General features: G+C 73.5%; 12 protein-coding genes and 1 pseudogene. 10 read left to right on the top strand and 3 right to left on the bottom strand.

The window, feature by feature from the left end:
- Positions 1-348 precede the first annotated feature (348 nt).
- Together ABT106_RS26870 and ABT106_RS26865 are read right to left on the bottom strand one after the other, a co-directional pair.
- Positions 349-630, bottom strand: a complete 282-nt coding sequence (locus tag ABT106_RS26870) for an Lrp/AsnC family transcriptional regulator (protein WP_267720853.1) — start codon at positions 628-630, stop codon at positions 349-351.
- The gene (locus ABT106_RS26865; protein ID WP_351282170.1) at positions 627-1361 is read right to left on the bottom strand and encodes a rhomboid family intramembrane serine protease; all 735 of its coding nucleotides are present in this window, start codon (positions 1359-1361) and stop codon (positions 627-629) included. Before ABT106_RS26865 ends, ABT106_RS26870 begins: the two co-directional genes overlap by 4 nt.
- 124 nt (positions 1362-1485) lie before the next feature.
- On the opposite strand from ABT106_RS26865, the gene ABT106_RS26860 reads away from it, so the two are divergent.
- The 7 genes from ABT106_RS26860 (at position 1486) to ABT106_RS26830 (ending at position 10061) form a co-directional block, all read left to right on the top strand.
- Positions 1486-1725 carry a hypothetical protein gene (locus tag ABT106_RS26860; RefSeq protein ID WP_008738811.1) on the top strand — a complete coding sequence of 80 codons (240 nt, stop codon included), beginning with the start codon at positions 1486-1488 and terminating at the stop codon, positions 1723-1725.
- Positions 1726-1765: 40 nt separating this feature from the next.
- Positions 1766-3130 (top strand): NYN domain-containing protein, encoded by a 1365-nt coding sequence (locus ABT106_RS26855; protein WP_351282173.1) that lies wholly within the window; start codon positions 1766-1768, stop codon positions 3128-3130.
- A 252-nt stretch (positions 3131-3382) separates the two neighbouring features.
- Entirely contained in the window at positions 3383-4408 is a 1026-nt protein-coding gene (locus tag ABT106_RS26850) for a C40 family peptidase (RefSeq protein WP_351282168.1), read from the top strand.
- A 251-nt stretch (positions 4409-4659) separates the two neighbouring features.
- Entirely contained in the window at positions 4660-5712 is a 1053-nt protein-coding gene (locus ABT106_RS26845; RefSeq protein WP_351282166.1) for a C40 family peptidase, read from the top strand.
- 51 nt (positions 5713-5763) lie between these two features.
- Positions 5764-6924, top strand: a complete 1161-nt coding sequence (locus tag ABT106_RS26840; protein ID WP_351282163.1) for a hypothetical protein — start codon at positions 5764-5766, stop codon at positions 6922-6924.
- An 11-nt stretch (positions 6925-6935) separates the two neighbouring features.
- Positions 6936-8078 carry a glycosyltransferase family 4 protein gene (locus ABT106_RS26835; protein WP_351282161.1) on the top strand — a complete coding sequence of 381 codons (1143 nt, stop codon included), beginning with the start codon at positions 6936-6938 and terminating at the stop codon, positions 8076-8078.
- 366 nt (positions 8079-8444) lie between these two features.
- Entirely contained in the window at positions 8445-10061 is a 1617-nt protein-coding gene (locus ABT106_RS26830; protein ID WP_351282158.1) for a GMC oxidoreductase, read from the top strand.
- 4 nt (positions 10062-10065) lie between these two features.
- Here the strand turns inward: ABT106_RS26830 and ABT106_RS26825 are convergent, their stop codons facing one another.
- Positions 10066-11862, bottom strand: a complete 1797-nt coding sequence (locus ABT106_RS26825) for an AMP-dependent synthetase/ligase (RefSeq protein ID WP_351282155.1) — start codon at positions 11860-11862, stop codon at positions 10066-10068.
- A 229-nt stretch (positions 11863-12091) separates the two neighbouring features.
- On the opposite strand from ABT106_RS26825, the gene ABT106_RS26820 reads away from it, so the two are divergent.
- From ABT106_RS26820 to ABT106_RS26810, 3 genes and pseudogenes are all read left to right on the top strand, one after another.
- Positions 12092-12877, top strand: coding sequence for a metallophosphoesterase family protein (locus ABT106_RS26820; protein WP_351282152.1), 786 nt, complete (start codon positions 12092-12094; stop codon positions 12875-12877).
- Positions 12878-13059: 182 nt separating this feature from the next.
- Complete coding sequence (locus ABT106_RS26815) at positions 13060-13500, top strand: SRPBCC family protein (RefSeq protein ID WP_351282150.1); 441 nt, start codon at positions 13060-13062, stop codon at positions 13498-13500.
- A 150-nt stretch (positions 13501-13650) separates the two neighbouring features.
- Positions 13651-13739 (top strand): annotated as a pseudogene (locus ABT106_RS26810) (16S rRNA (cytidine(1402)-2'-O)-methyltransferase); the annotation flags it as partial.

The following is a 13739-nucleotide window of genomic DNA, read 5'->3' as shown; positions in this document are numbered from 1 at the left end:
GTCCAGGAGCCCTCGCTGATCGAGCCGTAGACCTCGTCGGTGGAGATGTGGACGAAGCGGCCGACGCCGTGCTTGCGTGCCGGGCGGCCGTCCGCGGCGGGGAGTGGGGGCACGGCGGGGCGTCCCCGCAGGACGAGCGCGCAACCGGCCCGCGCGGACGAAGCGGTACCTCGGTGCGCGAGCCGAGGAGACGCCCCGGCGGGACCCCACGGACGGCCCGTGCGGTTCAGCCGCCGTCAGGAATCGGCCCCCTCAGCCCGCCGGCGCTTGAGGCGGACCGCGCCGGTCTCGGGACCGCGCCGGGCTCGGGCGGGCGCCGCGTGTCCCCGTGAACCCGCGCCGGAGGCGTTACGCGTCCAGGCCGATGGCGAAGGCCGCTTCCAGGTCGTGCTGGGAGTACGTGCGGAACGCGACGTGGGTGTCCGTTCCCTCGACGCCGGGGATCTTGCTGATGCGGCCCGGGATGATGTCCGCCAGGTTCTCGTGGCGGGCCACGCGGACCAGTGCGATCAGGTCGTACGTGCCGGTGACGGAGTAGACCTCGCTGACGCTGTCCAGCGCGGCGATGGACTCGGCGATCTCGGGGATGCGGTCCACGCTGGTCTTGATGAGCACGATCGCGGTGATCACGGCTGGCTGTCTCCCTCGGTGGCCGTCGCTGGTCGCCTCACTCTAGTCGCACCCCGGTAGCGGACCCACGCGTAGAGGAAGCCGAGCGAGAAGCCCACCAGGTGGGCCAGATAGGCGACCCCGGGACCGCTGTCCGCGCGGTGCGCCGCCACCCACTGGAGGGCGAACCAGAACAGCAGCACGATCCAGGCGGGGAAGCGCAGCGGCAGGAAGAACAGGAACGGGAACAGGCTCGTCACCCTGGCCCACGGGAGCAGGTACAGGAAGGCGCCCAGGACCGCGGAGATGGCCCCGGAGGCGCCGACCAGGGTCTGGGCGGACTGCGCGTTCGCCGCCGCGTACGCCGCCAGGGCCGCGTACCCCGTACAGACGTAGAAGGCGAGGAAGGCGGGACGGCCCATCCGCTCCTCCGCCATCGCGCCGAAGACGTAGAGGAAGAGCATGTTCCCCAGCAGGTGCAGCCAGCTGCCGTGGACGAACAGGGCGGTCAGCGGGGTCAGCCAGGCGCGGGGCGCGGCCGTGAAGAGCTCGTCCGGGACCACGCCCCAGCGCCGGAAGTACTCCGTCCCGGCCGCCAGCAGCCCGTCACCCGTCCCATAGGAGGGGTTCAGCCCCGAGGCCGGGCTCAGTACGAACACCACACCGCAGCCCGCGATCAGCGCGTGGGTGACCACCGGTCCCCGGGCCGCCTCGCGCAGGGCCCGCCACCTTACGATCATGTGACAGAGCATGACGTAACGAGCCCCACCTGAAGCGGTGCCAGGCCGTAGGGTTACGAGCTGCGGTCCGGCGGCCCGCGCAGACGGCCGCGCGGACCGCTTTAATTGAAACAGCTACGAAGGAGAGAGCGGCCTGATGACGGTTCCCCTGCCGACCGACACCACCCGGTGGCGCTGCACGCTGTGCGGCAACCTCACGCGTTTCGACGTCACCCGCTCGTCGAAGGTCGTGGAGTACGTCCACCTGGACCTCGCCGGGGAGCCCAAGGTCGAGGAGCGGGAGGTGGTCAATGAGACCATCGAGTCGGTCCGCTGCCGCTGGTGCAACGCGGTGGACCAGATCGAGCTCGTGGACAGGCCGGGCGCGGACTCCTGAAGGAGGCCCGCCCACAGGTAGATCACGGTAGGGGTGACGGATTGTGGAGCCAGAAAGCGGCGCTGAGCCGGCCGACGCGGCCGGCGACGCCGCCGAGGTGCTCGACCGCCCGCTGCCGGAAGGCGTGCGGCGCCGGGTCGTCGCGCTCGTCTCGGACGCCTTCGGCGGACTGACGGTCGCGGACCTCCCGGCGCAACTGCGCCAGTACGCCCGCTTCACCCCGACCCGGCGCGCCAAGTTCGCGGGCAACGCGATGGCGGCGGCGGTCGAGACCGACGGCGTGTTCCGCGGCAGGGTCGCCGAGAAGCTGCGCGAGGCGCAGGCCGACCTGGCCGGGGCGCTGGAGTCCGGCGCCCCGCCGGCCGCCGCCGACCCGCTGGACGTGGCGGCCGCCGCGTACGTCCTGCGGCCGCCGGGCTGGGTCAAGCTGGTGGCCGCCGCGGGCGAGGAGGCGCAGCGCGCCGACGCCGAGCGGGCCGACGAGGAGACCCGGCGCGAACTGGACCGGCTCCGCGAAGAGCTCTCCCACGTACGCGAGGCACAGCGCTCCGGCGGTGAGCAGGTGCGGACCGAGCTGGAGACCTCCCGCAAGGAAGCCGAATCGCTTCACCGCAAACTGCGCAGCGCCCTGAGCGACGTCAAGCGCGGCGAGGCGGCCCTGCGCAAGGTGAACGCCGAGGTCGACGGGATCCGCGGCGAGGCGGCCACCCGGGTGGCCGCCGCCGAGAGCGAGACCCGGCGGCTGAAGTCCCGGCTGGCGGAGGTGGAGACGGCGCTGGAGACCTCGCGCCGGGCCACCCGCGAGGGGCGCAGCATCGAGGACATGCGGCTGCGGCTGCTGCTGGACACCGTGCTGGACGCGGCGGCGGGGCTGCGCCGCGAACTGGCGCTGCCGCCGGTGAACACCCGCCCGGCGGACACCGTGGACGCGGTGGAGCCGGGCCGGATGACGCCGAAGGACATCGCGGCGCGCGCGCTGTCGGAAACCGATCCGGCCCTGCTGGACCAGCTGTTGGCGCTGCCCCAGGCGCATCTGGTGGTCGACGGCTACAACGTGACGAAGACCGGCTACCCGACGATGCCGCTGGAGAAGCAGCGGCTGCGGCTGCTGGGCGGGCTGTCGATGCTCGCGGCGCAGACCGGCGCGGAGATGACCTGTGTGTTCGACGGGGCGGAACTGGCGGCCCCGGTGCTGCTCGCGCCGCCGCGCGGGGTGCGGGTGCTGTTCTCCAAGGCCGGGGTGACGGCGGACGAGCTGATCCGCCAGCTGGTGCGGGCGGAGCCGACGGGCCGGCCGGTCGTGGTGGTCTCCACGGACCGGGAGGTCGCCGACGGGGTGGCCAAGGCCGGTGCGCGGCCCGTGACGTCCGCCTTGTTGCTGAAGCGGCTTTCGCGCGTTTCGTAACCCCTGGGGCGAATGCCGGAATTGACGGGGCGCCGGGGGAACGTACCGTCAAGTCCCCGGCACGGAGCGTGCGCTGTAGGTAAAGAAGCTGGTCGGGGACCGAGTTTTTTCTCTGCGGGATTTGAACTGATCACAGCGAGGTCACTAAGGTCTGTTCAAACCTTCGTGCGGTAGGTCACTCATTCGGGGTGACGGCGGAGGCGCTGCCGAGTTGCGTTCTTCGGCGGTTCGAGGAAGAAGGAGCTCGCCTTCGTGGCGTCCCACCGTCGACCCAAGCAGCCGACCCGCGCTCGTGTGACCGTACTGACCGCGACGGCCGCAGCCGCCGTGGCCCTCTCCGCCCAGGGCGCCTCGGCCGCCCCGGCGAAGCCGGGCAAGGAAGAGGTCAAGTCCCAGGTCGACGCGCTCTACGAAGAGGCGGAGCAGGCCACCGAGAAGTTCAACGGGGCCAAGGAACGCCAGGAGAAGCTCGAAAAGGAGATCGGGCAGCTCCAGGACCAGGTCGCGCGCGGCCAGGGCGACCTCAACGAGCTGCGCAGCACGCTCGGTTCGATGGCCAGCGCCCAGTACCGGGGCGGCGGCATCGACCCCTCCCTCGCGCTCTTCCTCTCCGCCGACCCGGACAGCTACCTCGACAAGGCGGCCTCCCTCGACCACCTGAGCGGCAAGCAGGTCGAAGCCGTCCAGAAGATCCAGGCCAAGCAGCGCAGCCTCGCGCAGCAGCGCCAGGAAGCCTCCGGCAAGCTGGCCGACCTCGACGCGACCCGCAAGGAGCTCGGCGAGAAGAAGAAGGTCTCGACGGACAAGCTCGCCGAGGCGCAGGCCCTCCTCAACACGCTGACGGCGCAGGAGCGCACGCAGCTCAAGGAGGAGGAGACCAAGGCCAGCCGCAGCGCCGGCGAGCGCGTGGACCTCGGCGACGTGAAGCCCTCCGGCCGGGCGGGCGCCGCTCTCGCCGCCGCGAAGACCAAGCTGGGCACCGCGTACGTCATGGGCGCCACCGGCCCCAGCGCGTACGACTGCTCCGGGCTGACGCAGTGGGCCTACAAGCAGGCCGGCGTCAGCATCACCCGCACCACCTACACGCAGGCCAACGACGGCAAGCGCGTCGGCCGCAGCGAGCTCCAGCCCGGTGACCTGGTCTTCTTCTACGGAGACCTGCACCACGTGGGCCTGTACGCGGGCAACAACATGACGCTGCACGCCTCCAACCCGCGCGGCGGCATCAAGTACGAGTCGATGGACAACATGCCGTTCCAGTTCGGCGTCCGCATCTGACCCTCCCGCCGCGCCCCTCCCGGCCGGGGACGCGCCGCGGACCGCCCATCCGGGCGAATTCCGAGGCCGCGCCCTGACCGCACGCCCCGCCGGTGACCTGCGTCTCCTGCGGGGCGTCGTCGTGCGCGCCCGCCGGAGGTCGTTGGCCGGTGCGTGGTCGCGCCGCTACTGTCTGCCAGCGCGGAACCCGGCACACGGCCGTCCACGGGGGGCGGACCCGGGCCCCGCGCAGCGGAAGGGAGCGGTTTCACGTGGCGTCCCATCGCCGGCCCGGCCCCAGCGGCCTCACCGGCCTCGAACGGAACACGAAGGTCACCGTCCTGACCGCCGCCGCGGCGACGGCCGCGGTCGCCCTGAGCGGAGCCCCCGCCGGTGCGGCACCCGGCTTCCCGCACGAACCGCCGTCCGGCAGCCGCGCCCAGGTCGACCGGCTCTTCGAGGAGGCCGAGCAGGCCACCGAGCGCTTCAACGAGGCCGGAGAGAAGGCCGGCCTGCTGCGCTCCGAGGTCAACCGGGCCCAGGACGCGATCGCCCGAGGCCAGGACCGCATCAACACCATGCGGGGCGTCCTCGGCGCCTTCGCCGGAGCCCAGTACCGCGGCGGCTCCATCGACCCGGCCCTCGGGCTGATGCTGTCCGAGGACCCCGACGACTACCTCGCCCGGGCCGCCGTACTGGACCGGCTGACCGGCCGTCAGGCCCGGCAGCTCGACGCACTCCGCGAGGAGCAGCGCCGGCTCGGCCAGGAACGCCGTGAGGCGTCGCGCAAGCTCGGCGAGCTCGAAGGGCTGCGGGCCGACGTGGCGCGGCACAAGCGGTCCGTCACGGCGAAGCTCGCGGCCGCCCGCCGGCTGCTCGAAGCCATGCCCACCGGGGAGCGGGCCGACTTCGACCGGGCGGCGCGCTCCGGCGGCCGCGCCGACGCGCTGCCGGACCCCTCCTCGGCCGGCCCCTCCTCCGGCCGCGCCGCGACCGCCGTGATGGCGGCCCGGGGCGCGGTCGGCCGCCCGTACGTGTGGGGCTCCACGGGCCCCTCCGGTTTCGACTGCTCCGGCCTGATGGTGTGGTCGTACCGGCAGGCCGGGGTCTCCCTGCCGCGCACCTCGCAGGCCCAGCGGCACGCCGGCCGGCAGGTGCCGCTGTCACAGGCGCAGCCGGGCGACCTGGTGACGTACCGCTCCGACGCCAGCCACGTCGGCATGTACGTGGGCAACGGCCAGGTGGTGCACGCCCCCTACCCCGGGGCCCGGGTGCGCTACGACCCGGTCGGCATGATGCCGGTGTCCTCGGTGACCCGCCCCTGACCGACCCCGGGCGGTCCGAGCGGGCGGACCGTCCGTGCGTACGATCGGCTGGTGTCCCCGGGTCCCCGCGCCGTACGCCTGCCGCCGCTCCTGCCGCTCCTGCTGTGCCTGCTGCTGTGCGTGCTGCCGGTGGCCGGGTGCGGCGGGCGGCCCCCCGCCGCGGGCGCCGAGCGGGACGTCCGGCGGGCCGTGGCCGACTGGTCGCGGGTGCCGCCGGAGCGGCTGGCCGGGATCCCGCTGGAGGACTGGGCGTACGAGGTCCGCTCGGTGCGGCTGGACGGCGTACGGGCCCTGGTGCGGGCGGAGCTGCGCTACCGGCTCGCGGGCTACGACCCGGCCCCGGACGGCTCGGCCCGCGAGGTCGAGCTCGCCGGGGACGGCGGCACCTGGCGGGTGCTGGCCGACCGGCCCGCCCCCGGCGCGCCGCGGCAGTTGTGGGACCAGGGGCCGGTGTCCGTGGTCCGGGGTGCGCACGCCCTGGTCCTGGGCGGCGCCGGGCAGGACGCGGAGACCCTGCGGGGCATCGCCGCCGAGGCCGACCGGGCCGTGCCCGCGGCGAGCGCGGCCTGGCCCCGGCCGTGGGCGGGCCGGGTGGTGGTGCTGGTCCCCGGCTCGCTGGAGCGGATGGCGGAGCTGCTGGGCCGGCCGGCCGACGCGTACCGCGGGCTCGGCGCCGTCACCACCGGGCGGGTGGGCGGGGGACCGGCCCCCGCGGACCGGGTGGTGGTCAACCCGCAGGGGTACGCGGAGCTGAGCGCGGCCGGCCGGCGGATCGTGCTGACCCACGAGGTCACGCACGTCGCCACCCGGGCGGCGACCTCGGCCACGACCCCGCTGTGGCTCTCGGAGGGCTTCGCGGACTGGGCGGCGTACCGGGGCGGCGACACCACCCCCGGGCAGGGCGCTCCGGCGCTGGCCCGGGAGGTGCGGCAGGGGCGGCTGCCGGGGGAGCTCCCGCCGGACGGGGCCTTCGCCTTCGGCGGCGAACCGGAGGCGCTGGCCCGCGCGTACGAGGGCGCCTGGCTGGCGTGCCGCCTGATCGCCGGGCGGTGGGGCGACGCGGCGCTGGTCGCCCTGTACGAGCGGGCGGGGCGCGAGCCGTTGGAGACGGCCCTGCGGGAGGCGCTCGGAACCGATCCGGCGGGACTGCTGACGGCCTGGCGGGAAGCCCTGGCCAGCGAGCTCCGCCGACCCCCGGAGAGGGTCCGGTAGGGTCGCTGGCGATGCACAAGACGCTGATCGTGACCAACGACTTCCCGCCGCGCCCGGGCGGCATCCAGGCTTTCCTGCACAACATGGCGCTGCGGCTGGATCCCGACCGGATCGTCGTCTACGCCTCGACGTGGAAGCACGGCGCGGAAGGCCGCGAGGCCACGGCCGCCTTCGACGCCGAGCAGCCGTTCCAGGTGGTCCGGGACCGGACGACGATGCTGCTGCCGACCCCGCGCGTGACGCGGCGGGCGGTGGGCCTGCTGCGCGAACACGGCTGCGAGTCCGTGTGGTTCGGGGCGGCGGCGCCGCTCGGCCTGATGGGCCCGGCGCTGCGGCGGGCCGGCGCGCGGCGGCTGGTCGCGACCACCCACGGGCACGAGGCGGGCTGGGCCCAGCTCCCGGCGGCGCGACAGCTGCTGCGCCGGATCGGCGAGGGCACGGACACGCTGACGTACCTGGGGGAGTACACACGCTCACGGATCGCCTCGGCGGTGACGGACCGGGCCGCGGCCCGCATGGCGCAACTCCCGCCGGGGGTCGACGAGAAGACCTTCCACCCCGGCTCGGGCGGCGCGGCCGTCCGGGCCCGGCTCGGGCTGTCGGACCGGCCGGTGGTGGTGTGCGTGTCCCGGCTGGTGCCGCGCAAGGGGCAGGACACGCTGATCGAGGCGATGCCGCGGATCCTCGCGGCGGTGCCGGACGCGGTGCTGCTGATCGTGGGGGGCGGGCCGTACGAGGCGGACCTGCGGAAGCTGGCCGTCTCCACCGGCGTCGCGGACTCGGTGGTCTTCACCGGGGCCGTCCCCTGGTCGGAACTCCCGGCCCACTACGGGGCGGGGGACGTCTTCGCGATGCCGTGCCGCACCCGGCGGGGCGGGCTGGACGTGGAGGGACTCGGCATCGTCTACCTGGAGGCCTCGGCGACGGGCCTGCCGGTGGTCGCGGGCGACTCCGGCGGGGCCCCGGACGCGGTGCTGGACGGCGAGACCGGCTGGGTGGTCCGGGGCGGCTCCGCCGAGGACTCGGCCGAGCGGATCACGGCCCTCCTGCTGGATCCGGAGCTGCGGAGCCGGATGGGCGCCGCGGGCCGGGCCTGGGTCGAGGAGAAGTGGCGCTGGGACCTGCTGGCGCAGCGGCTGCGGGAGCTGCTGTAGCCGTTGCGCCGCCGTTGCGCTGCCGCTGGGTCTGGCGGGTCTGGCGGGCGTCGGCCGGGCGGGCGCGTCCGCGGTGCCGCTGCGGGGGCTCCGCCCCCGGACCCCCGCGCCTCAAACGCCGGCGGGGCTGGATTGTCCGGACTGCCGTGTCTCATGTGCCGGCCGGGGCTGGATTTTCCGGGAGCCGTGTCTCATGTGCCGGCCGGGGCTGCGTTTTCCGGACCCCCGCGGCTCACGTGACGGCGGGGCTGGAGTTGCGCGCGGGCCGGGGGTGGTGTTGCGGGCCGGAGACACGGCTGACTGTCTCTCGGATGGGTGGCGGCGCCGCGTCTGGCCGGGCGGCCGCAATCCGCTCATGATGCGGCCATGACACCCAATCTGACGCGCCGTCACGTCCTTGGACTCGGCGCCCTCCAGACCGCCGCCGCGCTCGGCTTCACCCGGATCGGGGCCGCCTCCGCCGCCGCCGTGGAGCCGGCCGCCGTACCGTACGCGCCCGCCATCGTCGTCGGTTCCGGGTACGGCGCCGCCGTCGCCGCCCTGCGCCTGGGGCAGGCGGGCGTGCGTACCGTCGTCCTCGAAATGGGCCGCCTCTGGGACACCCCGGGGCCCGACGGGAAGGTCTTCCCCTCCACCTCCGCGCCGGACCACCGCTCGATGTGGTTCCGCACCCGCACCGAGGCCCCGCTCGCCCAGTTCCTCTGGCTCGACGTGGTCAACCGCGACATCAGCCCCTACCCCGGCGTCCTCGACCGGGTGAACTACGGCGACATGTCCGTCTACGTGGGGCGGGGGGTCGGCGGCGGATCCCTCGTCAACGGCGGGATGGCGCCGACGCCCCGGCGCTCGTACTTCTCGCAGGTGCTGCCCCGGGTCGACGCCGACGAGATGTACGGCACGTACTACCCCCGGGCCCGCGCGATGCTCGGCGTCAACGACATCGACCCCGCCTGGTTCGAGTCCACCGAGTGGTACCGGTTCGCCCGTACCTCCCGGCGGCACGCCCGTAACACCGGCCTGAAGACCGTCTTCGTCCCCAACGTCTACGACTTCGAGCACATGAAGCGCGAGGCGGCCGGAACCGCGCCCCGGTCCGCGCTCGCGGGCGAGGTCATCTACGGCAACAACCACGGGAAGAAGAGCGTCGACAAGACCTACCTCGCCGCCGCGCTGGGCACCGGCAACGTCACCATCGAGACCATGCAGCGCGTGGTCGCCGTACGCCCCGACCCGGCCGGCGGCTACGTCCTGACCGTCCGCACCAGCGACCTCGCCGGACGGGTCACCCAGGTACGGGAACTCGGCTGCCGGCAGCTCTTCCTGGGCGCCGGCAGCCTCGGCACCACCGAGATCCTGCTGCGCGCCCGCGAGACGGGGGCGCTGCCCGGGCTGAGCGCCGAGGTGGGGCGCGGCTGGGGCCCCAACGGCAACGTCATGACCGCCCGAGCCAACCACCTGTGGGACACGGTCGGAGCCCACCAGGCCACCATGCCCGCCCTGGGCATCGACGACTGGGACAACGCCGCCCACCCGGTCTTCGCCGAGATCGCCCCGCTCCCCATGGGCTTCGAGCACTGGATCTCGATGTACCTGGCCATCACCAGGAACCCGGAGCGCGGGCACTTCACCTACGACGCCGCCACCGACTCGGCCCGGCTCAACTGGCGGCGCGAGCAGAACGCGCCCTCGGTCGACGCGGCCAGGAGCCTCTTCGACCGCATCAACCGGCGCAACTTCACCGTGTACCGGCACGACCTCTTCGGCGGGAACAAGGCTTTCGCCGACACCTTCACCTACCACCCGCTGGGCGGCTGCGTCCTCGGCGAGGCCACCGACGACCACGGCCGTGCCAGGGGCCACCAGGGGCTGTACGTCGTCGACAGCTCCCTGATCCCCGGCTCGCTCGGGGTCAACCCCTTCGTGACCGTCACCGCGCTCGCCGAGCGGAACATGGCGCGGATCCTCGCCGAGGACCCGCGCTAGGCCGTCAGCCCCGGTACAGCGCCTCGATCTCGTCCGCGAAGTCCTTCGCCACCACGTTCCGCTTGAGCTTCAGCGACGGCGTGATGTGGCCCGACTCCTCCGTGAACTGGGAGGGCAGAATGCGGAATTTCCGCACCGATTCCGCCTTGGAAACCGCCGCGTTGCCGTCGTCCACGGCCTGCTGGACGGCGGCGAGCAGGTCCGCGTCCTCACGCAGCTCCGCGGCGGTCACGCCGGCCGGCTTGCCGTGCTCGGCGGCCCACCGGCCGAGGAACTCCTCGTCGATGGTGACGAGCGCGGCCACGAACGGCCTCGCGTCGCCGACCACCATGCACTCCGCGACCAGCGCGTGCGCCCGGATCCGGTCCTCGATCACCGCGGGGGCGACGTTCTTGCCGCCCGCCGTGACGATCAGCTCCTTCTTGCGGCCGGTGATCGCGAGGTAGCCGTCCTCGTCGAGGGTGCCGACGTCGCCGGTGTGGAACCAGCCGTCGGTCAGGGCCTCGGCGGTCGCCGTCTCGTTCTTCCAGTAGCCGGTGAAGACGTGCTCGCCGTGCAGCAGCACCTCGCCGTCGTCCGCGATGCGCACCACCGAGCCCGGCAGGGGCTGCCCGACCGTGCCGATCTTCTGCTTGTCCCACGGGTTGAAGGTGGTGGCCGCGCAGGACTCGGTCAGGCCGTAGCCCTCCAGCACGGTGAAGCCGATGCCGCGGAAGAAGTGGCCGAGCCGCTCGCCGAGCGGGGCGCCGCCGGAGATCGCGTACTCGCCGCGCCCGCCGAGGACCGCGTGCAGCTTGCTGTAGACGAGCTTGGAGAAGAGCTTGTGCTTGAGCTTCAGCCCGAAGGACGGCCCGCGCGGGGTGTCCAGCGACCGGCTGTACGCGATGGCCGTCTCGGCGGCCGCGTCGAAGATCTTGCCCTTGCCGTCGGCCTGGGCCTTGGCGCGCGCCGAGTTGTAGACCTTCTCGAAGACGCGCGGCACGCCGAGGATCAGCGTCGGCCGGAAGGACTGCAGCTCGTCGGTCAGGTTCTTGATGTCCGGTACGCAGCCCAGCCGGATCGGCGCCAGCACGGCCGCCACCTCCACCAGGCGTCCGAAGACGTGCGCGGCCGGGAGGAAGAGCAGCACCGAGCACTCGCCGGTCTTGAAGAGCGGGCTCAGCCGCTCCACCGCGTTGCCGCACTCGGCGAAGAAGTTCCGGTGGGACAGCACGCAGCCCTTGGGGCGGCCGGTGGTGCCCGAGGTGTAGACGATGGTGGCCGGGTCGTCGGCGTTCGCGAGACCGCCGCGCTCGTCGGCGTCGGCGTCGGACACCGAGGCCCCCGCGGCCTTCAGCACGTCGAGGTCGCCGCGCTCGATCTCCCAGACCTCGCGCAGCTCCGGGAGCCGGTCGCGCAGCGCGGCCACGGTCTCGCCGTGCCCGGGGCTCTCGACGACCGCCGCGACGGCGCCGGAGTCGCCCAGGATCCACTGGATCTGCTCGGGGGAGCTGGTCTCGTACACGGGGACGGTGACGCCGCCGGCGCTCCAGATCGCGAAGTCGATCAGCACCCACTCGTAGCGGGTGCGGGAGATCAGGGCCACCCGGTCGCCCGGGCGGATGCCGGCCGCCATCAGGCCCTTGGCCGTCGCCCGGACCTCGGCGAGGAACTCGGTCGCGGTCACGTCCTGCCACCGGCCGTCGACCTTGCGGCTCATGACGGCGGTATCGGGATGCTGAGCGGCGTTGCGGCGGATGAGATCCGTCAGGTTCCCGTCCGACGGGACCTCGTACAGGGCCGGAAGACTGAACTCGCGCAAGACTGCTGCTCCTCTGGGCGCCATCGCCACCGTGTGGACCGACCGGACGTTACCCACCGGTAGTGGGTTCCGGATAGAGGGAACCGGCCAGATGTTCCCTGCGTCACATGACGCGCACGTGCCGTCCCGACAGTAGTCGACCCCCTTCGCGACTCGGAAGTAACCGCAGGTCCGGCCCCCTCGGCCGGTTCCCCATACCCGCGCCCCCGGGCGCCCCTAGGGTGGCGGCATGGGTGGCAGGAAAAGCGGTACGCGAGTCCACGTCGTGAGCGACGTCCACGGCAACACCGAGGCGCTCGCGCGGGCGGGGGACGGCGCCGACGCGCTGATCTGCCTCGGTGACCTCGTGCTCTTCCTCGACTACGCCGACCACTCGCGCGGCATCTTCCCCGACCTCTTCGGCGTCGAGAGCGCCGACCGGATCGTCGAACTGCGCACCGCACGCCGCTTCGAGGAGGCCCGGACGTTCGGCCGGGAGCTGTGGGCCGGGCTCGACCGGGAGCGGCTGATCGAGGAGGCGGTGCGCCGCCAGTACGCAGGGATGTTCGCCGCGTTCCCCACCCCCACGTACGCCACCTACGGCAATGTCGACATCCCCGGTCTGTGGCCGGAGTACGCCGACCGCCCCGGCCTCACCGTGCTCGACGGGCAGCGGATGGAGATCGGCGGCCGCGTCTTCGGCTTCGTGGGCGGCGGGCTGCCCTCGCCGATGCGGACCCCGTACGAGGTGGACGTCGAGGAGTACGCCGCCAAGGTCGAGGCCCTGGGCGAGGTGGACGTGCTGTGCTCGCACATCCCGCCCGAGGTGCCGGAGCTCTGCTACGACACCGTCGCGCGGCGCTTCGAGCGGGGCAGCGAGGCCCTGCTGGCCGCCATCCGCCGCACCCGCCCCCGGTACGCCCTCTTCGGGCACGTCCACCAGCCCCTGGCCCGCCGGATGCGGATCGGGAGCACGGAGTGCGTGAACGTCGGCCACTTCGCGGCGACCGGGCGGCCGTGGGCCCTGGAGTGGTGAGCGGGACCCGGGGGCGGCGGGCCGCCCGGCCACTCGCCGTTGCGAGTGGCTGGTAGGGGAGGTGCTGGAGTGGCGGAGCCCGCACGCGCGGTAGCCTTCGAGCGGCGGCCCGAGGCCGCACACTTCCTCGAACTCCCCCAGCTACCGCTGGGAGGTACCCCCGGCCCGGAGGAGCGACCGCGATGGCGGAACACACCAGCTCAAGCATCACGATCGAGGCCGCGCCGGCCGCCGTGATGGCCGTGATCGCCGACTTCGCCCGCTACCCCGAGTGGACCGGCGAGGTGAAGGAGGCCGAGGTTCTGGCCACCGACGCCGAGGGCCGCGCCGAGAAGGTCCGTCTGCTGCTCGACGCCGGCGCGATCAAGGACGACCACACCCTCGCCTACACCTGGAAGGGTGCGGACGAGGTCAGCTGGACCCTGGACAAGTCGCAGATGCTGCGCCAGCTCGACGGGTCCTACCGGCTGGCCCCGGTCGACGGCGGCACGCGCACCGAGGTCACCTACCAGCTGACCGTGGACGTCAAGATCCCGATGCTGGGCATGATCAAGCGGAAGGCAGAGAAGGTCATCATCGACCGCGCGCTGGCGGGCCTGAAGAAGCGCGTCGAGTCCACCTGACCCCCTGCGGGGACGCGCCGCCAGGGGGTACCGCCCCCGGGCCCGGGGCTCCGCGCGCAGCCGGGGTGAAAGCCTGGCCAATCTGCTCAAGGAGGAGCGGCGGTTCGCACCGCCTGCCGATCTGGCCACCGCCGCCAACGTGACAGAGGCGGGGAGATCACCGTCGTCGTCGAGGGCGCCCCGGCGGCCGGACCCGGCGACGTGGACGCCGAGGAACTGGTGCGCAGGGTGCGGGTGCG

It is taken from the genome of Streptomyces sp. NPDC002044 (genome assembly GCF_040296725.1).
GTDB classification, from domain to species: domain Bacteria; phylum Actinomycetota; class Actinomycetes; order Streptomycetales; family Streptomycetaceae; genus Streptomyces; species Streptomyces antarcticus.
This window is presented reverse-complemented; position numbering and strand designations above follow the sequence as displayed.

Bases quoted from the DNA above. Each gene is read 5' to 3' on its own strand.
- ABT106_RS26865 (WP_351282170.1), bottom strand. From the start codon at position 1,361: ATGCTCTGTCACATGATCGTAAGGTGGCGGGCCCTGCGCGAGGCGGCC.
- ABT106_RS26860 (WP_008738811.1), top strand. From the start codon at position 1,486: ATGACGGTTCCCCTGCCGACCGACACCACCCGGTGGCGCTGCACGCTG.
- ABT106_RS26835 (WP_351282161.1), top strand. From the start codon at position 6,936: ATGCACAAGACGCTGATCGTGACCAACGACTTCCCGCCGCGCCCGGGC.
- ABT106_RS26830 (WP_351282158.1), top strand. From the start codon at position 8,445: ATGACACCCAATCTGACGCGCCGTCACGTCCTTGGACTCGGCGCCCTC.
- ABT106_RS26820 (WP_351282152.1), top strand. From the start codon at position 12,092: ATGGGTGGCAGGAAAAGCGGTACGCGAGTCCACGTCGTGAGCGACGTC.
- ABT106_RS26815 (WP_351282150.1), top strand. From the start codon at position 13,060: ATGGCGGAACACACCAGCTCAAGCATCACGATCGAGGCCGCGCCGGCC.